This window comes from Cystobacter fuscus DSM 2262 (assembly GCF_000335475.2).
Taxonomy (GTDB): Bacteria; Myxococcota; Myxococcia; order Myxococcales; family Myxococcaceae; genus Cystobacter; species Cystobacter fuscus.
Window position 1 is genome coordinate 331,638 of record NZ_ANAH02000005.1, and the last position, 19,082, is coordinate 350,719.

Consider the following 19,082-nt stretch of genomic DNA (forward strand, 5'->3'; position numbering starts at 1 on the left):
CGCCTTCGCCCCGAGAGAAGTGCGCACGTGAATCGCGTCAGCGGGCGGGGTGTCGCCTGTTCGACGCCTGCCCGGCATGGCATCGTGTGCCTGTCAGGAGACAGCATGAAGCATGACACCCGGAAGGCTTCCGCGAGCGAACACTCGCGCCGGACGAGCCCCTGGCGCTCCCCCGCCTGTATCGTTCCCCTCATCGCACTGATGCTGACGAGCGGATGTCTGGGCCACCACTACGAGGTGTCCCGGGGAGAGCTGGAGCGCCTCGTCCAGACGCCTCCGCAGGAGCGCGGACGCAACATCTACGCGGTGCAGCGCTTCTCGACCGCGGAGGATCCGGAGCCGGCCCCCGCCTGGGAGCCGCCCCCGGGCGAGCCGCCTCCCGGCTACGGGGTCACCCACCATGGGCACTGGGTGCCGTCCCTCTATTTCGATTTCTACGGCACGCCCTACTACGAGCCTCCCATCTACCGGTCACCGGTCGTGGCGACCGCCGCCGACGTCCACGGCTCCTCGGCCGGCGGGGGCGTCCACGGCGCCTCGCCGGTCCCCGACAACGTCACGTCGAGCAGCTCCTCCGGCGGTTCCTCCTCCGGCGGGCTCGGCAACATCAATGGAGTCGACAAGCTCCTGGTGGTCGCCGTCGTCGTGGGCGTGGCGGTGGGCATCGGCCTGGCCGCTACCGAAGGAGCCCGCTACGAGGGCTCGATCGCCGTGCACCCGCACCACCCGGTGCACCTGTGGCACCGCGACGGGCGCCAGAGCATCGTCGCGCTCGATGAGCTCACGGCGGCGGACCTGAGCACCGTCTCCGAGGTCACGCTCTCGGGCGAGGAGGGCGCCGGCATGTGGCTCAGCGGGGCCGCCCCCCTCAACCGCGCGGGCTTCTCGTACCAGTTCGGCGCGGGCAACGACAGCCTCGCACTCCCCCGGGGACGGACCGAGCGAGGCCCGGGCTTCCGCTTCGCGCTCGGCTACTACCCCACGAAGACGTTCGGCCTGCTCGCCGACACGCGCCTGCAGTTCGACGACAACGCCGTGCGCGGCTACTACAACGCGCGCCTCGGCCTGGAGGCGCAGTGGTACCCCCTGTCCCTGTGGCGCCTGCACCTGGGCCCCTTCGTCGGCGGGGGACAATCCTGGTCCGCCACCGCGGGCGTGGGCCTGCCCACCACCGAGGGCACGCGGCCCTACATCTCCTTCGGCGCGCTCGCGGAGCTGGAGCTCACCACGCGCCTGGGGCTGACGTTCCGCTGGACCCAGGACTGGTTGCCCTCCTCGAATCCAGACACCCGCGGCTTCGTCCACTCCTGGTCGCTGGGGTTCTCCGTCTACTGAGCCGGCGCGCGGCTCAGCGCGCCAGCCACTCCACCGCACGCCCGAACGCGTCCGAGAAGCTCCGCTCGACGTCCGCCTCCAGGGCGGTCACGGCGGGGAACGGGTTGACGTGCTCGTAGTCATAAGGAGGCGCCAGGATGTCCACCCGCGCGCCCGTCCCCGCGAAGGTGTCCGCCACGGCGCCCGCTGGCGCCACCCGGTCCTCCTGGAGGGCAATGGCCTGGATGCGCGAGCCCACCCGTCGCAGCGCCGCTTCCCGCTCGGCGCGCAGGTGTTCCTCGCTCACCATGAGCTCGAAGGCCCGGCCCGCGGGGTGCTCCGAGAACAACCGGCTCAGCTCGGGCCGCACCCGCTTGAGCGGCTCCAGTTCCCGCAGGAGGAAGTGACGCAACGCCTGGGCCGCCGCGCTGTCGAGGATCTCCCGCGCCAGCGGCTCCTGGCGCGAGAGCACGCAGCCGCCGCAGAAGCTCACCACCCGGGACTCGGAGAAGCGTCCGTCTTCATCCGACAGCAGGAGGAGCTCCGAGAGGAAAGCGCCAATGGAGTAGCCGAAGAAGTCCAGCCGCGCGTCCGGCGCCAGCAGCGGCTCCTCCCCCTGACGCACGCGCTGGGAGAGCGCCACGACGTCCTCCAAGGTGCGCAAACCCGCCCAGAGGAAGCGCTCGGGCCGCGCGTGGAGGCGGGAGCTCAGGGCCGCATTGGCGAAGTAGGACAGCTCCAGGCCGGGGATGCGGGCCTGGCGGTCGCGGCTGAGCTGCCGCATGGGCCGGGGCTCGAACCAGAGCGCCGGGGAGCGCTCCATGTGGAAGGCGATGGGAAAGAGGATGACGGGCGCGCGGAGCCCCTCGGCGAGCGCCTTGGCCCACGGCAGGTACTTCTCCCACTTCTTCTCGTTGAGGCCGTGCAGGAGCACCACCCCCCGGGCTCCTCGCTCGAGGCCCGTGGGCGCGAGGATGCGGTAGGGAAAGGTCCGGTTCTCCTCGCAGTCGTCGCCCTGGTCCACCTGGCTCTCCAAGGAGCCGGGCACGAGCCCCTCGAGCGGAGCGGTGGACGCCCAGGGCACCTGGGCAGCGGAGAGGAACCGCCGGGCGTGCAGGACGAGCCCGGCGTCCATCGGCCCATGGCCCCGGCCCCCTTGAAAGGCCTCGGCCAGCCCGCGGTACGTGCCGATGAAACCCATGAACAGCCTCCTGGTGGAGCGACGATCCGATAACGCGAAGTGTCACGTACACGGTCAGTCACTGGAATGCGGACGGAATTCGTGGCGAGAGCCCGAGGAAGTGGGCAAATAGGCGCGCCCGCCGTCTCGGGGCAACCTCTTCCCAAGGAAATCCTCGAATGAAGCTCTACTACACGCCTGGTGCCTGTTCGCTGTCGCCCCACATCGTCCTGCGCGAGGCGGGCCAGACCTTCGACATCGAGAAGGTCGACCTGCGCACCAAGAAGACCGAGAGCGGCAAGGACTTCAACACCGTCAACCCCAACGGCTACGTGCCCGCCCTGCAGTTGGACGACGGCAGCACCCTCACCGAGGGCCCGGCCATCGTGCAGTACATCGCCGACAAGGCGCCCCAGGCCAAGCTCGCGCCGGCCAACGGCACCCTGGAGCGCTACAAGCTGCAGGAGGCGCTCAACTTCATCGGCACCGAGCTGCACAAGGGCTTCGGCCCGCTCTTCAATCCCGCCTTCCCCGAGGACGCCCGGACGATCGTGAAGGGCAACATCGACAAGCGCCTGACCGCGGTGAACGAGCGGCTGTCCAAGCAGTCCCACTTCCTCGGCGAGCAGTTCACCATCGCCGACGCCTACCTCTTCACCGTGCTCAGCTGGAGCGGGCACGTGGGCGTCGATCTGAGCAAGTTCCCGGCGATCCAGGCCTACCAGGGGCGCGTGGCCGCGCGTCCCAACGTTCAGGCCGCCCTGAAGGCCGAAGGCCTGCTGAAGTAAGCCTCCACCGAGGGTGAATGCCGCCCGGAAAGCAACCGTCCAGGTCGGATGACCTGGACGATCTGTCGGAGTGGGAGCTACGCTCACTCCGTCATGCGCGCCGTGCTGTCCGCCCTGCTGTTGCTGCTGCCCGCCCTGGCGTCCGCCGTGGACGTTCAGGGCGCGCTGCCCGCCGGGGACACGGTGTGGAAGAAGGACCTCAACCCCTACGTGCTCACCGGGGACGTCACGGTGCCCTGGGCCGCGAAGCTGACGGTGGAAGCCGGCGTGCAGATCATCGCCATCCCCGAGGACGGGTTGCGCTCCGGCGTGGACCCCGAGCGCGTGGAGTTCATCGTCGACGGCACGCTGGTGGTGCGCGGCACCCCGTCACAACCCGTGGAGTTCACCTCCCATGGCCGTCCGGGCTCCTGGTACGGCGTCCGGGTGCGCGGAGGCCGGGGCACGGTCATCGACGGCGCCCGGATCGATCTGGCCACCCAGGGCATCTCCCTGGGCATGAGCGCGGCGGTGAGGAACACCTCGGTGAGCGCCCTCGCCCGGGACTGCATCCAGGTGACGTGGGGCTCCTCCTCGCTCCAGGCCAACGACGTGAGCGGATGTGGAGGGCGTGAGCGGGCGTCTCCCGCGGGCTCCATGGCGCCGAGCGAGACCCGCGCCCAGGACAACCGGCTCGCCAACGGCACGTCCTCGTCCCGGGGCAACACGGAGCCCCCCGCCCCACCCGCTGCCCGGCAACGTCCCTCCGTCCCGCCCCCGGAGCCCCCCCGGACGGAAACCCCCACCAGACGCACACCCGTGCAGGAGGCTCCGGCCCCGCGACTCTCCCGCCCCCTGCCCTCGGCGGTGGACGTCGGCGACTGCGCGATCGAACCCCAGGTGAACGAGCCGCCGGAGTGCCCCGGCATCCGGCAGTGGCGCAAGAATCAGGAGCGCCAGCGCGAAGTCGACGACGAGCCGCGCCAGGACACACCCCGGCGCAACCTCCCGGCCGCTTCCGGCCGACAGCCTCGGGGCTCCACCCCACCCGGAGGCACGAACGAGCGCCTCCGCGTGGCTCCGGACACGCGGCGCCAGGAGGGAACGGGCCGCTCGGCCCGCCCCTGAGCCGCCACCCGGAGGGCATCCGGGCGACTACCCCCACGCCACTCCCAGCCCCACCAGGGGAGGCCCGCCCGCGCTCCCCAGGCTTTCCCGGAGTGAGGGATTTTCGTCGTTCACCCCGGATGAGCCCGGCGGGCGAGGGAGCCAGGCTTTACATTGAGGACATGGACTCGGGATCCCACCCCTCCCGCGCACGGCTGTGTGTCGGGCTGCTGTCTGGCACCAGCGTGGACGCGGTGGAGGCGGTGCTCTGCCGCATCGAGGGCACCGGAGCGGGGGTTCGCATCACCCTGCTCGCCCACGTCTCGCGGCCCTTCTCCCCGGAGTTCACCCAGCGGGTGCTCTCCGCCCAGGACGCCCGCGCGCTGTGTGAGCTGAACTTCGCCCTGGGCGAGCACTTCGCCGAGGCGGCGCTGGAGGTCATCACCCGGGCGGGCCTGCGCCCCGAGGACGTGGACGTCATCGGCTCGCATGGACAGACGGTGGCCCATTGGCCCTCGAGCCTGTCGGACACGCCCTCCACGCTTCAGCTCGGGGAGGCCTCCGTCATCGCCGAGCGCACCGGCATCGCCGTGGTGAGCGACTTCCGCACCCGGGACATGGCGGCGGGAGGCCAGGGCGCCCCGCTGGTGCCCTACCTGGACTGGGCCCTGTTCCGGAAGCCGGGCGTGGCCCGGGCGCTGCAGAACCTGGGTGGCATCGGCAACGTGAGCGTGGTGAGCGAGCGGCTGGAGGACACCGTCGCCTTCGACACCGGACCGGGCAACATGGTGATGGATGGGCTGGCGCGGCGCATCTCCGGCGGCCAGCTCTCGTGCGATCTCGACGGCCACCTGTCGCGCGAGGGCCACGTGGTGCCGCACCTGCTCGAGGAGCTGCTCGCCCACCCCTTCCTCGCCCTGCCCCCGCCACGCAGCGCCGGACGCGAGGGCTTCGGGGACGCGCTGGTGACGCGGCTGTGGGAGCGCGCCCGGCACACGCGGCCCCAGGACTTGATGGCCACGGCGGTGGAGTTCACCGTGGAGGCCACGGCGCGCGCCTACGAAACCTGGCTCCTGCCGCGCTTCACGCTGGAGGCGGTGTACGTGTCCGGCGGCGGCATCCGCAACCCCGTGCTGATGGAACGGCTGACGGCGCGGCTCGCGCCCCTGCCGGTGCACCCGGTGGATGTGCTGGGCCTGCCCGAGGGCGCCAAGGAAGCGGTGTGCTTCGCGCTGCTGGCCAACGAGCATCTGGCGGGAACTCCGGCGAACGTGCCGTCAGCGACTGGCGCGAGGCGTCAAGTCGTTCTAGGAAAGCTGACACCGTGAGCAGCGTGAACCTGGTAGCTCGGGAAGTGGCGGCGAAGATCGTCTTCTATGGACCGGGTCTGTCCGGCAAGACGAGCACGTTGCGCAAGATCTACGAAACGGTGCGCCCCGCGCACCGCGGCGAGATGATGTCCATCGCCACCGAGGGAGACCGGACGCTCTTCTTCGACTTCCTGCCCGTGAAGGTGGAGCGGGTGAACGACTGCACGGTGCGGCTGGCGCTGTACACCGTGCCCGGTCAGGTCTTCTACAACGCCACGCGCAAGCTGGTGCTCCAGGGCGCCGACGGCGTGGTGTTCGTGGCGGACTCGCAGCCGGAGATGATGGACGCCAACCGCGAGTCCATGGCCAACCTGCAGGAGAACCTGCTGGAGCAGGGCATCCGGCTGGAGCGCTTCCCGCTCGTGGTGCAGTGGAACAAGCGCGACCTGCCCTCGGCCCTGCCCGTGGCGGAGCTGCGCGAGGCGCTCAATCCCCGCCTCGTCCCCGACTTCGAGACCGAGGCCATCAGCGGCAAGGGCGTGCTGGACGTGCTCAAGGGCATCACCCGGCTGGTCATCCAGGACCTGCGGGCCAAGCGCATCGTCCCCCCGCCCCGCGCGGCCAACCCCGTGGCGGCTCCCCGTCCCGCGGGGCGAGGACTGGAAGCCGAGCTCAGCCAGCACCTGGTGGGCCGCACCCCCGTGGCCGCCCCCGCGTCGTCCACGGCCACCTCGGTCGCGGCCCCCCGCCCCGCCATGCCGTCGCGGAGCATGCCCGCCGTGGGGGCCTCACCGCAGGTGGTGGTCCCACCCATCGCGCCCCCGGGGCTCACCGGGCAGAGGCCCCTGGGCGCCGCGAGCGCGCTCGCGCCCTCGGATTTGTTCGACCACGCCCGGGCCGCGGAGGGCGCGTTCGCCGCCGGAGATTACGGCACGTGCATCCAGGCCTGCATCGATGCCGCCCGCCGCGGGCTCGCACTCGCGGGCGAGGGGCCCCTGGGCGCACAGGCCTACCTGCTCCAGGTGGATGGGGGAGATCTGCTCAAGCTGCAGACGCTCGGGGCCCGCGGCGGCAACCACCGCGTGGATGACGCCGCGTTCGCGCTGTACGTGCTGATGCAGATCTTCACCCGGCTCCACACCGCCGGCCTGCCCGCGCCCGCCACGGAGTGAGCCACGCCTCGCGGGACGTGCTCCGTCACGGCCCCGGCGCGGTGAAGCCGTAGCGCTCGAGCAGCGGCCGGCTCTGGGGGCCGAGCAGCGCGTCGCGGAACCGCCGGGCCAGCTCCGGATCCTTTGCCTTCTGGAGAATGGCCCCGCCCTGCTCCATGCGCGGGTAGGCGCTCGTGGGGACTTCCCAATAGCGACCCTGTGCCTTCATGGCCGGGGCGAGCGCGAGCGACAGCGCGATGATGCCCACGTCCGCGGCACCGCTCTGCGCGAACTGGGCCGTCTGCGCGACGTTCTCCCCGAGCACCAGCTTGTCCTTGACGGCGTCATGGAGGCCCTGGCTCTTCAAGGCGGCCTCGGCCGCGCGGCCGTAGGGGGCGTGCTGGGGGTTGGCGATGGCGATGTGCCGCACGCCCGGCTCCAGCAGCGCCTTCATTCCGAGCTTCTCCACGGGCAGCGGCGAGTCCCGGGGCACCCACAGGACGAGGTGGCCCACGGCGTAGGGAAACACCCCGTCCGGCGCCACGAGGCCCTGCTCGACGAGCTTGCGCGGGTAGGACATGTCCGCGGAGAGGAAGACGTCGAAGGGCGCGCCCTGGGAGAGCTGGGCGAGGAAGTTGCCCGACGCGCCGTAGGTGACCTCCACCCGGGCGTCGGGGTGCTTCGCGCGGAAGTCCTTCAACAGCTCGTCCAGCGCGAACTTCAGATCCGCCGCCGCGGCGATCCGCAGGGTGTGGGTGCGTGGCGGGGGCGGCGCGTCCGCGGCGGCGGAGACACCCATGCCGGCCACGAAGCCCGCGCCGAGGATGAGCAGGACTCCCAGCAGGAACGCGCTCCTCACGAGCTTTTTCATCCCTCCTCTTTATCCACGCCCGGCCCAGGAGTGCACGAAGAGCCCGCGGCAGAAGAAGGCGGCCCAGGCAGCCTTCCTTATAGACAGGAAGTTCCCGAATAATTAGAACATGAGGAATTCCCGTCGAGCGGTGAGGAGCCCCCATGAGGCTGTCGAAGATCTACCCCGGTATGGCACTGGCGCTGTCCTTCCTGGCGTGCGGAGGCCCCGAGGTGGGCCCCAGCGTCGTCCACGAGCCGGTGGGCCCCAGCATCGTCAACGAGCCGGTGGGCACGAGCGAGCAGGCCGCGCGCCTGTCCATCCGCAACGCGGACCCGACCGTCATCCGCGTGAACAGCACCTACATCTCCGCGGAGGTGGAGGGGGGGCGCATCTACGTGCGCACGGCCTCGTCGGTGGACGGGCTGTCGGGCGCCGCGCGCCAGGTGGTCTTCAGCAACCCCAATGGCTGGGCCGAGGTGTGGGCGCCGCAGCTCATCAAGAGCGGCACCACCTACTACATCTACTTCACGGCGGGCGCGGGCGCCGCGCACCGCATGTATGTCATTCAATCGCAGAGCCCCAACTCGGGCTACACGGCGCCGGCGCCGCTGGCGCTGCCGGACAACAAGTGGGCCATCGACGGCACGGCCTTCGTCTACCAGGGACAGTGGTACTTCGTCTGGTCCGGCTGGGTGGGAGACAGCAACGGCGAGCAGACGCTCTTCCTCGCGCGCATGTCGAGCCCCACGCAGGTGACGGGAGCGCGCTTCGTCATCTCCCAGCCCCGTGAGACGTGGGAGAAGGTCGACATCAATCCCCCCTGCCGCGTCAACGAGGGCCCCGAGCCCCTCATCGATCCGAGCGGCCAGTTGCACATCGTGTACTCGGCCAATGGGAGCTGGGGCGCCAATTACTGTCTGGCGGATCTGCGGCTCAAGGCCGGGGGAGATCCCACCTATGTCTGGGACTGGTACAAGTCCAATGGCTGCCTCTTCGGCGCCGCGGCCAACACCCTCATGAGCGGGTGGCATCCGACGCTGTACGCCAAGGGCGTGGGCCACCACTCCTTCGTGCTGCTCAACGGAGACCCCAACACGAGCCCGCCCGCGGGCCCCACCTTCCCCCTCGCCTACCACGGCGTGAACAAGAACGAGTACCCGAGCGACTTCTGGGGCGCGCGCTACTGGTACTCGGGCACCTTCCAGTGGTGGGGCAACATCACGTACACGCGCGGCACGGAGCGCAACACGGGCTGGAGCCTGAAGTTCTACGAGTAGTCCCCGCGGAGCCGTTCACCGCCCGGGCTCCACGCTCGGGCGGAAACGACAACGCCCCGCCCACCGCGACAGAGGCGCGGTGGAGCGGGGCGTCTTGCCTGGCCTTGCTTCGACTAGGCGAACACCCGCTGGGTGCCGATGGAGCGGTGACGCATCTCCCACATGTTGCGGCGGATATAGGTCCGCAGCAGCCAGCGGTCCTCACCGTCGAACCCCGGCTCGAACACGCCGCGCGCGTGCAGACCCTTGCGGTTGTTGATGAGCATCGTCATGCCGGGCCGCAGGGCGACCTTGGTGTGGACCTTCTCGTCGTGGCAGGCGGCGTGCAGCTGCTCGAGGGCCTTCTCGGCCTCGGGCGTCTCGCCCTTCACGCCGTTGGCGGCGATGGAGACCTCGGGGAAGGCGTCCGGCCCGGAGATGATGGGCACCAGGTTCGACCAGACCTGGGCGCCGCCGGCGCGCTCGCGCGAGAAGGTGCTCGGAGCGGCCATGCGGAACAGCGGCTGGCGCAGCAGGGCCACCGTCTCCGCCGGCAGCGCCTTGCAGATGTCGCGCGCATCGGCGTAGTACGTGTAGGCCTTGCCTTCCTTGTCCGCGCGGATGCAGTGGAGGATCAGGTAGTCCGGGTTGAAGCGGTGGTAGTACCCGCTCTCATCGTGGACCGAGTCGTTGTGGTAGTTGAGGAACACCTTCGAGCCCTGATTGGACTGGGTGTAGCTGCCCGACTCCACCGGCGTCACGTAGTGGATGAGGTTGCCGGACTTCTCGGACGTGAAGCCGACCGGCTCGCCCAGCATCTGGGTCAGCCCGAGCAGGATGCCCTCGCCCACGAAGCTGTTGCGCGCCGTCACGGGCTTGCCGTCCTTGGGCGTCGGGGGGAGCACCGGGTCCAGCGGCATGTTCTCCAGCAGCATCATCCCGGGGCTCTCGGGGAAACGCCCGAAGGACATGATGTCCTTGATGACGTTCGCGGGGAGCTCCGCGAAGATCTTGTACACCTGGACCAGCGAGTCCTCGAACTTCTCGTACGGAGAGGTGATGGCCTGCAGCTTCGCGCCAATGTTCTTCGACAGGGTGTCATCCAGAGCCAGAGGCTTCATGGGCATTCTCCTTCTTTGATGCGAGATCGATGTGAAAAGGAAACGGGGTGCGGCGAATGGGGACTCAGACTTCGATGGCTTCCTGCAGCGACATGTTCGAGAAATACATGATGTCGCGTGTGAGCTTGCTGAAGAGGCTGAAGGACGGCGAGTGCGTCGCGTTGTTGAGCATCTGTGCGTTGCGGGAACGGACCGCATCACTCATGCAGAGCCCTCCCGGGTTATGGTAGCGGATGGCTCCGCTCCGGTCACGCATCGGCAGGACACCGGACTTGGCATAACGGCTGGCGCTGAAGGGGATGTCCAGGATGCCCTCCGCGAATCCCTCCTCGATGGCGCGATAGATGTCCGGCTTCTCGAGAATGGGGGCCACGATTTCATCCACCTCGCGGAGGATCCAGTGCAACTCCTCTTCGACTTCCGCGCTGTCCACCTTCACGAAGTCGGAGATGGTGCTGTTGACGATCCGGGTCGTCCAGATGCCCAGCGCGTTGGCCTGGGGGGTCGGAACGCCGAGCGCCTCCTCGTAGGTCTTGTTGATGACCTTGGTCGCATGACCCTTCTTGGCGACGATGGCTCCCTTGAGGATGAGGGCCTCGGCATCATGCCTGGCGGCGGGGAAGGCCCCCATGAACTGGTGCAGCACGGGGAAGACATCCACGTCCGGCGGCAGGTACTTGGCCGCCATCTTGCGAATGGCCCGGAGGGCGGCGACGTCCTGCGCGATGTGTCCACCCTGGCAGTAGGAGATGGACAGGCACTTGACGCCCTCGCGCACGGCGCAGAGCGCCTCGAGCAGGGTCATGGACAGGGCGATGGAGGGAGGAATGAGCACCGCGGTCAAGGTGCCGAACAGCTCCCGGTCCACGATGATGCCGTCCTGCGCCAGCTCACCGCAGCGCTGGTCCACGTAGCGCCAGTTCTGCATGCTCGAGCTGATGGGCACGTTCTTCGAATACGGCAGGTTGTAGCCAATCCCACCGCCCTCGAAGGAGGTGATGCCCCCCGCGATGGAGGACTCGAACAGCAAGCGCGCATCCGGCGAGCCATGGCGGATCTCGATGGGCGCCTGAACCGACTCGTTCAGCTCACGCACCTTCTTGTACCCGTGGCACACCAGGGGATAGCCGTTGAGGTTCTGCGGGTTCTCCTGGAGGACGGCGTTCGCCTTGTCGAACTGGCACAACCGCGTATACGCGTCGATGGTGAGCGAGAGGATGTCGGGCTGGGCCTCGCGCTCCAGGAACTGCAACAACTCGCCCATCTTCTGCTGGGAACCCACGCCACAGCGCGGCTGGACCAGCAACGTGCCCAAAGCATCCGCCTGCTTCAACCGCTGGTGGACATTCTGCTTGCGCAGGTTGCGGATGTACTCGACCGTCTCCTGCCGCGTGGGCAGCTCGTAGGAGAAGTTCTTGTCTATGGCCAGTATCTGCTCGTTCATGGTGGGGCTCCTCTTGGAAGACGGCGCCTAGGCGGCGCTTCCGAGATGACCGCGCTGGGAGTAGAGCTGGTCGTGCAACTGCTGGGAGAACGCCTGCGCCGTGCTCTTCTCGGGCAGGTGGCGGGACACACTCCCATCCCGCCGGAACTCGGAGGCCAGGTAGCGGTCCAGCGTCCGGGGCTGGAGATTGTTCTCCCGGAGGAACCGCTCCACGTCGAAGAAGCCGCAGGTGACCGCCAGCCGCGACTCGCCCGGGCGCGCCATGTCGACGAACGGCACCTCGATGGCGCTCAGTGCCGCCACGGCGCGCTCCTGCTCGGCCTGGGCGGCGAACTCCAGGACGACCGAGCGCTGATCCAGCACGAGGACGGCCGGGGCGCCCTTCTCCCCGATGCGCGTGCCCACCCGGAAGTCATCCTGGTTCAGGCGACAGACGATCTCCACACCGTGGCGCTTGGCATAGCGGACCGAGCCGTGATGGATGACCTTGGCGCCGCTCAGCGACATGTCGATGGCGGCGTCGTAGGAGATCTCCGGAACCAGCTGGGTACCGGAGATCTGGTTCGGGTCCGACGAGTAGACGCCGCAGACGTCGGAGTAGATTTCGCAATCCTTGACGCCGAGCGCGGCCGCCACGGCGACGGCGGACAGATCCGAGCTGTTCTTGCCCATCCACATCTGCTGGCCCTGGGCGTTGCGGGCCTGTCCCCCGGGCACCACGACCACGTCGTGGGTCTCCAGCGCGGTGCGCAGCGGGGTGGGATCGAACTCCTGGATCCGGGCGCGCGAGTAGTTCGAGTCCGTCAGGAGGCCGAGCTGGGAGAAATAGAGGGTGGTCACCTTGACGCGCTGGCGCTCGAGCGCCGCCCGGCAGTAGGCCGCACCGATCGTGTCCGCCAACGGAATGAGGCAGTCAATCGTCTCGCCCGAGGGCTCGGGATTGATGGACAGACACTTGGCGCGCAGGGCCTCGGTGGCGCCAGGCAGTCCGCTGACGACCAGGGCGACCTTGTTTCCCTCGGCGACCCGCCCCTGGATATAGCTGGCGACGCGATGGAAGTGCTCATCACTGGCGAAGGACGAGCCTCCGAACTTCATGACCTGAATCCGCATGGTGTTTCCCGCTCTCTCCCTGGACGATTCCTTGACGCTCCACTGCGCCAGCGGCGGGCCCGGCCTCGAGGGCCGGGCGGACGTCTCCCGTGGACGAGGCCTCTTTCGGGAGGAGCCTCGCCAGGAGGGACTGCTTCGCCGCTGGAAGGGGTTTCAACACTTCCCGAGGCGGAGTCCAGGCGGCACTCCCATGGGAGTGCTCGCGCCGGACCCGCTCCGGGTGCTCTAGGCGGCCAGCGGCTTGCGGGCCAGCAGACCGTTGGCGATGACTTCCTCGGCGATCTGGAGCGCGTTCAGCGCCGCGCCCACACGCAGGTTGTCGGAGACGATCCACAGCCAGCCGGCGTTCTTGTTGGTCGCGTCCACGCGGATGCGGCCCACATGCACGTCGTTCTGGTTACGGACCGTGCGCGGCGTCGGATAGTTCTCCGCGCCCGGGCCGTAATAGACCTGCAGCTCTTCCCCGCCGCGCAGCAGCTCGAGCATGCGCTCCAGCTCCAGCGGCCGCTCGCACTCGAAGTAGACGGCCTCGGAGTGGCAGTTGATGACCGGGACGCGCACCGCGGTGCTGCTCACGTACAGGTCCGGGCGCTCCATGATCTTCCGGGACTCCTGGATCATCTTCTGCTCTTCCAGGGTGAAGCCCGTCTCCTGCATGGCGTCGATGTTGGGAACGAGGTTGAAGGCGAGCGGCACCTGGAAGCGCTCGGCCTTCACCACGCTCTTCTCGTCGGCAATCAGCTGGCGCGTGCCCTCGCGCAGCTCCTCGATGCCCGTGAGGCCCTGGCCCGAAGCGGCCTGGTAGGTGCTGATGATGACCTTCTTGACGCCGAACACCGGATCCAGCGGCTTGAGGGCGCGCACCACCGGGATGGTGGCGCAGTTGGGGTTGGCGTAGATGCCCGACGTCGGCCAGTTCTGCAGCTGGTGCCGGTTCACCTGCGGCACCACCAGCGGCGTATCCGCGTCCATGCGGAAGGCGTTGGTGTTGTCGATGACCAGCGCGCCCTGCTGCGCCGCGCGGCGGGCGGACTTCTTGCTGATGGAGGTGCCCGCGGAGAAGAAGGCGATGTCGATGCCGGTGAAGTCGAAGGTCTCCAGGTTCTTGATCTCGTACGACTTGCCCCGGAACTGGATGGTCTTGCCCGCCGAGCGCGGCGAGGCCACCAGGTGCAGTTCCTTGAACTGGAAGGAACGCTCCTCGAACAGCTCGAGGAAGGTCGTACCCACGGCTCCAGTGGCGCCCACGATGGCCACAACAGGCTGCGTCTTCTGCGTCATTGTCGAGGTTCTCCCTAGATTCCAGCGGCCTGGCGCATCTCGGCCATGGCGTTGTCTGTATTCTTGGAATTGGTGGACGACAGGAGGTGCAGCTGCTTGGCCAGCAGCTCCGGCCTGTTCTGCACGATGTCCACGCCCAGCTTCATGAAGTACTCCTCCAGGCCCAGCTCCTTCTGGCTGCCGACCGAGAGGTTGCCGCCGAGCACCACCGGGCAGCGCACGCCGTACTCCTGCTTCAGCTCCAACAGGCCCCGCAGGTCATCCTTGGCGTGCCCATTGAGGCTGCCGATGACGATGGCGATCACATTCTCGTTGCTCGCGTAGGCATCCATGAAGTCGCGCAGGGGGGTGCACGCGCCGAGGTTGACCACCGTGTAGCCATTCTCGCGCAGCATGTGGGCGATCAGGTGGTTGGCCACCACGTGGGTGTCGCTCGCGGCCACTCCGAGGATCACCGTGCCCCGCGAGGAGTCCGTCTTCGTGGAGTTGGAAGCGGGAGCGCGAGAGCCTCGCGGCTGGAGATGCGAGATCTCATTGTTCATGACAGGGCCTCTTTCTTCGGTCCGATGAAGGCGAAGTTCCAGTTGCGGTTGACCGCGATGCTGCTCAGGAAGATGAGGACCACGCCCAATCCCTGGATCGGAGCGAGCCGGGTTCCGTAGACGGCGAAGTCGATGACCAGCGCCACGGCGGGGTAGATGAAGGACAGGACGGCGATCTTCGTCGTGTCCAGCTTCTGGTAGGAGGAGTACATCAGGATGTACATGATGCAGGTGTGGATCAGACCCAGGCCGGCCAGGTAGTACCAGTGCGTGCCCACGGTCGGGACGTTCTGCAGCGTGGTGAACGGGTAGAGCAGGAACATGCCCAGGGTGATCTGGCACAGCGCGATCAGGTGGGGAGGAATGCCCTTGAGCCGCTTGGCCACGATGGTGGCGATGCCGTAGAGGACCGCGGCCGCCAGCGAGTACAGGATGCCCTCGATGTAGGTCGCCTTGAGGTCCGAGGCCTGCAGGTTGGTCACGAACACCATGCCGACGAAGGCCAGGCAGATCCAAAGGATCTTGTTGGCCGAGATGCGCTCCTTGAACAGGATGACGCCGAGCAGGACCACGTAGAAGGGCTGCGTGTGGTAGAGGATGGTCCCCATGGTGATGGAGGTCAGCCCGTAGGACTTGAACAGGAAGACCCAGTTGAAGACGATGCACACACCGCCCAGCGCGATGAGCGCGGTGGTCTTCTTGGTGAAGAAGGAGCGCTTGAAGAACCCCTTGGCCAGACAGAAGATCGTCAGGCAGATGGCTCCGAACAGGCAGCGGAAGAACACCACGTTGAAGGCGTCCATGTGGGCTTCGGTGACGAAGATTCCAATGGTGCCCGAGAGCACCATGGCCGAAACCAGCTGAATGACGCCCGTCCTGTTTTGCTGCTGCTGCTGCTGCTGATTATCCATGGTGTGTGTGTGACTCACTTGAAGGGGGGAGCGTAGAGAATGCCACCTTTGGACCACAGCGCGTTCATACCGCGCTCGAGCTTGAGACGGGACTTCATTCCCAGGTTACGCTCGAAGATCTCGTGGTAGTTGCCCACCTGCTTGATGACATGGTGGGCCCAGCCCGGTTCCAGCTGGAGATGAGAGCTGACCGCGTCCGCGGACTTGAGAAGGTGAAGCGCGTCGGGGTTCTTGTCGGCGATCTGCGCGTCGATGCTCTCGGACGACACGCCCACATCCTCGGCCTCGATGGTCAGGTAGATGACCCACCGGACCACCTTCTCCCAGAGTCCGTCACCGGCCTTCACCGCGGGGCCCATGGGCTCCTTGGAGAAAGTCTCCGGAACGATGATGTGCTCCTCGGGATTGGGCAGACGCAGGCGCTCGCCGGTCAGCGGGACGCGGTCCAGGGCATAGGCATCGCACTCGCGCCGCGCGTAGCCGTCCAGGGCCTCCTGGGGCGTGGAGTAGTAGCGCCCGGTGAAGGAGATGCCGTGCTGCTGCAGGAAGCGCTGCAGATTGATGTCCGTGGTCGTTCCCGATTGAAGCGCGACCGTCGGGTTCTTCAGTTGCCGCACGCTGGTGACACCGAGATCCCGGTGAACCAGCATCGTCTCTCCGTCATAGACGGTCATGGCCGCGAAAGTGATTCCCTGCGCCGAATCCCGAGAGAAGGTGCAGGTCGCGTTGCAGCAGAGCACATCGACGGTCTCATCCCTCAGGGCGGAGAAGCGCTCCTCGGGTTTGAGAGAAATGAAGTCGACCTTCGTCGCATCTCCAAGAACCGCGGCGGCCACGGCGCGCCCGAAGTCGACGTCAAAGCCCCGCCAGCTCTGTCCTTCCTGATAGGACATGCCGTAGATACCACGGCTGACTCCACAGCGAATCCGACCCCGCTGCTTGATGGTCTTGATCATTTCGTTGGTCATGACTCTTCCAGCCCGATCAAGGGCGAGACGTGCTCGAGTTCCCGGCTCGCGCGGATTTCGGTGGCGGAAGTCCCGATGCGCTCGAGACCCGCTCTGCTCGAGAGCCGCGCGCGGCGCAAAGGGTTCTACCCCAACACATATTCGATACGCAACATCCAGTTAATTCTCCTAGAACGGATTTTGTTCCGAGGGCTGGATTTTCCGCTTGCTACGCTCTCGCGGTAATTCCAGGAATACGGAAAGGACGGCGGAGCCACCGGCCCCAGTGTGTTGGATGGCTCGGGGTCGCGCCGTGACAACCTTGGATCAAACCCTCCGGCTTCTCCGGGCAGCGCCCGAGGGAAAGTGCCCTCCTCCAGGCGCGCGACACGAACGGCCAGAGCACGAGAAAGCAGTGGAGGAGGATGCCCAGTCCGCCGGCCCGCGCGAGTCAACGGCACCTGGCGGCGTCCAAAAGCGCCTCATTCCTAGCGCCTGTCTGACACACACATGTGGCCCGTAAACCTACTTTGACCACAAACAAAAACCGACGCGTGGCGAGAGGAGAAAACCGCGTACGGCCTGGTCTCGATGAAGGAGCAAACCGGAACGGGAGGGGCCGGAGAATGCTTTGCGTAACAAAGACATGGCACAGATGGAGAGACGTCACCCGAGCGCCACAGGCCGCGTTCGCGAACTGAATGGCCTCCGCCGAGGGCAGCAGCGAAGGAGAGGGAAGGTCACGCCGTCTTCCGCTGTCATTCCTCTTCCACACTCTTCTACACCATGTCCGCCATCACTTCGTCCAGCACCACTTCTCCGGTCGCGCCCATCCAGGCTCCGCCTCGAGCGGGCCTGGGCGGAGAAGGGCTACCCCGCGGGCGTGAGCCGCGCGGGAGTGCGCGCGGCGGCCCTGTCGCGGGAGTGGGAGACTAGAAGCCACCCGTGGTGGACACCGAGCCCGAGGACGGCGTGGTCAACTTGATGTTGTCCCCCGGCTGCCACTGCACGCCGTTGGCCGGGTTGCTCTCCTCGCGCTTGAGACACTTCCACTCGAGGGCGGTGTTCGCCGGGAGGGAGATCGCGCCCGTCCAGGTGGGGTAGCTCGCCGGGTTGAGCTTCACCGCGCTGGCGGGAGCCCAGGCGCCCAGGGCGCCGAGATTGCCGATGACATAGACGCTCTGGCCCATGTACGTCTGCCCGTTGTTGCACGTGAAGTTGACGGTGACGCTGCCCGGGTTCGGATTCGGGTTCGGATTGCCACCGCCGGAGACGACGGCCCCCACGTGGATGGCGGCCGAGGTCATGGCCGCCACGTTGAAGGTCGCGTTGCCGCTGCCGTCCACCGTGACGGTGCTGCCCGTGCAGGTGCCGTTGTTGAAGTCACCGGAGAGCACGTTGCAGTAGGTGCCGGCCGGCAGGCTCGTGGCGAAGGAGCGGTTGAGGGCGCCCCCCTCGCGGTTGACGACCACGAAGCCCTTGCCAGCGCGGGCGAAGGCGATCTGGTTGTTGCCGTTGTCCCACCAGTTGGAGACGGCCGTGCCCTCGGTCACCGCGCGGAAGCGGACCATGTTGGAGATCTCGCGCCAGCGGTGCTCGCACTGCCACTCGCCGAAGCAATTCACGGACGTGCCATTGTGGACGGACGAGCCCGGGGGCCCCGCGTCCGTGTTGCTGAAGGAGTAGCTGGACATCACCTGCGGATAGCCATACGGCCAGCCCAGCATGAAGACGTTGGCCAGGTTGTACAGGCTGCCGTCCTTGTAGGTCAGGATGTTGGCGCCGCCCGCCCCGTGGCCCCGCTGGTTGTCGTGGTTGTCGGTGAACACCACCGCCTTGCCGCTGGACATGAAACCCCAGCTCTCACCGAAGGTCTTCAGGTTCTTGAGCTGGCCGATCTTGAACTGCTCGCCGATCTTCGCGCTGTACTTGAACTCGGTCACCGAGCCGAGGCCGAAGTACTGGCTGGCGGTGACCGCCTCGCCGCCCAGATCGATCACCTCCAGGAAGATGAAGGGCGAGCCGGTCATGCGGTTGCGGATGCCGGAGATGTCTCCCGGCGACATGTGCTTGGCGGCATCGACCCGGAAGCCCTTCACGCCAATGGAGGTCAGATCGTTGATGTAGTTGGCCAGCGTCTGCTGCACGTAGCTGGAGCCCGTGTTCAGATCCGGCAGGCCGCTCAGATCGCAGTTCTGGACGTTGTAGGCATCCTGGTAGTTGCTGATGCTGCAGATGGGGGTGTGATAGTCGTTGGAGCCGTACATGGGGTGGCTGCGCGTACTCCACTTCGTGCCCGCGACCCCCGTGCTGGAACCACTGGCCCCGTAGGACGCCGTGTGGTTGATGACGAGGTCGGCATAGACGGCCACCCCGGCCGCGTTGCAGCGCTGCACCATGTCGATGAACTGCGCCCGGGTTCCGCCGCGCGAGTCCAACCGGTAGCTGACCGGCTGATAGCGGGTCCACCACTGCGTGCCGGTGATGTGCTCGTTGGGTGGAGACACCTGGACACCCGTGTAGCCCTTGGGCCCGAGGAATGTCTCGCATTCACGGGCCACGTCTGGCCATTTCCACTCGAACAGGTGGACGTAGACACCCGCTTCCGCCGTTCCGGACACGCTCAGCGCGAGCGCGCATCCAAGGGCGCTCAGCACTCCACCACGCTTGTTCACCGCGTTACTCATGCTCTTCACCTGGGTGCAGGGGGAATAGACGACACAGGACGCTGTTCCTCCTGGACACGACTGTCCAGAAGAACGGGCGAGACCCTAGAAGCCCGCTT

Annotated in this window: 16 protein-coding genes; 6 read left to right on the top strand and 10 right to left on the bottom strand. The window is 67.3% G+C overall.

Annotation, left to right across the window (positions count from 1 at the left end):
- Nucleotides 1-105 precede the first annotated feature (105 nt).
- On the top strand, nt 106-1,335 hold the full coding sequence (locus D187_RS08900; protein WP_002623463.1) for a hypothetical protein: 1,230 nt from the start codon (nt 106-108) through the stop codon (nt 1,333-1,335).
- A gap of 13 nt (nt 1,336-1,348) precedes the next feature.
- Here D187_RS08900 and D187_RS08905 read toward each other — a convergent pair whose 3' ends face one another.
- Entirely contained in the window at nt 1,349-2,515 is a 1,167-nt protein-coding gene (locus D187_RS08905; RefSeq protein WP_002623462.1) for a DUF6051 family protein, read from the bottom strand.
- Between the two features lie 158 nt (nt 2,516-2,673).
- Between D187_RS08905 and gstA the strand changes: the two genes are divergently transcribed.
- From gstA to D187_RS08925, 4 genes are all read left to right on the top strand, one after another.
- The gene (gene gstA, locus D187_RS08910; RefSeq protein WP_002623461.1) at nt 2,674-3,282 is read left to right on the top strand and encodes a glutathione transferase GstA; all 609 of its coding nucleotides are present in this window, start codon (nt 2,674-2,676) and stop codon (nt 3,280-3,282) included.
- A 93-nt stretch (nt 3,283-3,375) separates the two neighbouring features.
- Nucleotides 3,376-4,389 (top strand): beta-helix domain-containing protein, encoded by a 1,014-nt coding sequence (locus D187_RS08915; protein WP_002623460.1) that lies wholly within the window; start codon nt 3,376-3,378, stop codon nt 4,387-4,389.
- 161 nt (nt 4,390-4,550) lie between these two features.
- Entirely contained in the window at nt 4,551-5,696 is a 1,146-nt protein-coding gene (locus D187_RS08920; protein ID WP_043428936.1) for an anhydro-N-acetylmuramic acid kinase, read from the top strand.
- Nucleotides 5,693-6,850, top strand: coding sequence for a GTP-binding protein (locus tag D187_RS08925; RefSeq protein WP_002623458.1), 1,158 nt, complete (start codon nt 5,693-5,695; stop codon nt 6,848-6,850). Before D187_RS08920 ends, D187_RS08925 begins: the two co-directional genes overlap by 4 nt.
- Before the next feature lie 25 nt (nt 6,851-6,875).
- Here the strand turns inward: D187_RS08925 and modA are convergent, their stop codons facing one another.
- Nucleotides 6,876-7,700 carry a molybdate ABC transporter substrate-binding protein gene (gene modA, locus D187_RS08930; protein ID WP_002623457.1) on the bottom strand — a complete coding sequence of 275 codons (825 nt, stop codon included), beginning with the start codon at nt 7,698-7,700 and terminating at the stop codon, nt 6,876-6,878.
- 143 nt (nt 7,701-7,843) lie between these two features.
- On the opposite strand from modA, the gene D187_RS08935 reads away from it, so the two are divergent.
- On the top strand, nt 7,844-8,959 hold the full coding sequence (locus D187_RS08935) for a glycoside hydrolase family 43 protein (RefSeq protein ID WP_002623456.1): 1,116 nt from the start codon (nt 7,844-7,846) through the stop codon (nt 8,957-8,959).
- A gap of 113 nt (nt 8,960-9,072) precedes the next feature.
- Here D187_RS08935 and D187_RS08940 read toward each other — a convergent pair whose 3' ends face one another.
- The 8 genes from D187_RS08940 to D187_RS08980 form a co-directional block, all read right to left on the bottom strand.
- On the bottom strand, nt 9,073-10,059 hold the full coding sequence (locus D187_RS08940) for a TauD/TfdA family dioxygenase (RefSeq protein ID WP_002623455.1): 987 nt from the start codon (nt 10,057-10,059) through the stop codon (nt 9,073-9,075).
- A gap of 64 nt (nt 10,060-10,123) precedes the next feature.
- Nucleotides 10,124-11,503, bottom strand: coding sequence for a methylaspartate mutase subunit E (locus tag D187_RS08945; protein WP_002623454.1), 1,380 nt, complete (start codon nt 11,501-11,503; stop codon nt 10,124-10,126).
- A gap of 27 nt (nt 11,504-11,530) precedes the next feature.
- A complete protein-coding gene (locus D187_RS08950; RefSeq protein WP_002623453.1) occupies nt 11,531-12,616 on the bottom strand; it encodes an amino acid kinase family protein in 1,086 nt (361 codons plus the stop codon).
- A gap of 225 nt (nt 12,617-12,841) precedes the next feature.
- Nucleotides 12,842-13,897: an aspartate-semialdehyde dehydrogenase gene (locus D187_RS08960; protein ID WP_002623451.1), complete on the bottom strand. Its 1,056-nt coding sequence runs from the start codon at nt 13,895-13,897 to the stop codon at nt 12,842-12,844.
- Between the two features lie 14 nt (nt 13,898-13,911).
- Complete coding sequence (locus D187_RS08965; protein ID WP_002623450.1) at nt 13,912-14,439, bottom strand: cobalamin-dependent protein; 528 nt, start codon at nt 14,437-14,439, stop codon at nt 13,912-13,914.
- A complete protein-coding gene (locus D187_RS08970; protein WP_002623449.1) occupies nt 14,436-15,350 on the bottom strand; it encodes a DMT family transporter in 915 nt (304 codons plus the stop codon). Before D187_RS08970 ends, D187_RS08965 begins: the two co-directional genes overlap by 4 nt.
- 14 nt (nt 15,351-15,364) lie before the next feature.
- A complete protein-coding gene (locus D187_RS08975) occupies nt 15,365-16,318 on the bottom strand; it encodes an amino acid ABC transporter substrate-binding protein (RefSeq protein WP_002623448.1) in 954 nt (317 codons plus the stop codon).
- A 911-nt stretch (nt 16,319-17,229) separates the two neighbouring features.
- Nucleotides 17,230-18,984: a carbohydrate-binding module family 20 domain-containing protein gene (locus D187_RS08980; protein WP_002623447.1), complete on the bottom strand. Its 1,755-nt coding sequence runs from the start codon at nt 18,982-18,984 to the stop codon at nt 17,230-17,232.
- Nucleotides 18,985-19,082: the final 98 nt, after the last annotated feature.

Coding starts and splice junctions, on each gene's coding strand:
- D187_RS08950 (WP_002623453.1), bottom strand. CDS start 12,616: ATGCGGATTCAGGTCATGAAGTTCGGAGGCTCGTCCTTCGCCAGTGAT.
- D187_RS08960 (WP_002623451.1), bottom strand. CDS start 13,897: ATGACGCAGAAGACGCAGCCTGTTGTGGCCATCGTGGGCGCCACTGGA.
- D187_RS08975 (WP_002623448.1), bottom strand. CDS start 16,318: ATGACCAACGAAATGATCAAGACCATCAAGCAGCGGGGTCGGATTCGC.
- D187_RS08920 (WP_043428936.1), top strand. CDS start 4,551: ATGGACTCGGGATCCCACCCCTCCCGCGCACGGCTGTGTGTCGGGCTG.
- gstA (WP_002623461.1), top strand. CDS start 2,674: ATGAAGCTCTACTACACGCCTGGTGCCTGTTCGCTGTCGCCCCACATC.
- D187_RS08945 (WP_002623454.1), bottom strand. CDS start 11,503: ATGAACGAGCAGATACTGGCCATAGACAAGAACTTCTCCTACGAGCTG.
- D187_RS08900 (WP_002623463.1), top strand. CDS start 106: ATGAAGCATGACACCCGGAAGGCTTCCGCGAGCGAACACTCGCGCCGG.
- D187_RS08935 (WP_002623456.1), top strand. CDS start 7,844: ATGAGGCTGTCGAAGATCTACCCCGGTATGGCACTGGCGCTGTCCTTC.
- D187_RS08980 (WP_002623447.1), bottom strand. CDS start 18,984: ATGAGTAACGCGGTGAACAAGCGTGGTGGAGTGCTGAGCGCCCTTGGA.
- D187_RS08915 (WP_002623460.1), top strand. CDS start 3,376: ATGCGCGCCGTGCTGTCCGCCCTGCTGTTGCTGCTGCCCGCCCTGGCG.
- D187_RS08905 (WP_002623462.1), bottom strand. CDS start 2,515: ATGGGTTTCATCGGCACGTACCGCGGGCTGGCCGAGGCCTTTCAAGGG.
- D187_RS08965 (WP_002623450.1), bottom strand. CDS start 14,439: ATGAACAATGAGATCTCGCATCTCCAGCCGCGAGGCTCTCGCGCTCCC.
- D187_RS08970 (WP_002623449.1), bottom strand. CDS start 15,350: ATGGATAATCAGCAGCAGCAGCAGCAGCAAAACAGGACGGGCGTCATT.
- D187_RS08940 (WP_002623455.1), bottom strand. CDS start 10,059: ATGAAGCCTCTGGCTCTGGATGACACCCTGTCGAAGAACATTGGCGCG.
- modA (WP_002623457.1), bottom strand. CDS start 7,700: ATGAAAAAGCTCGTGAGGAGCGCGTTCCTGCTGGGAGTCCTGCTCATC.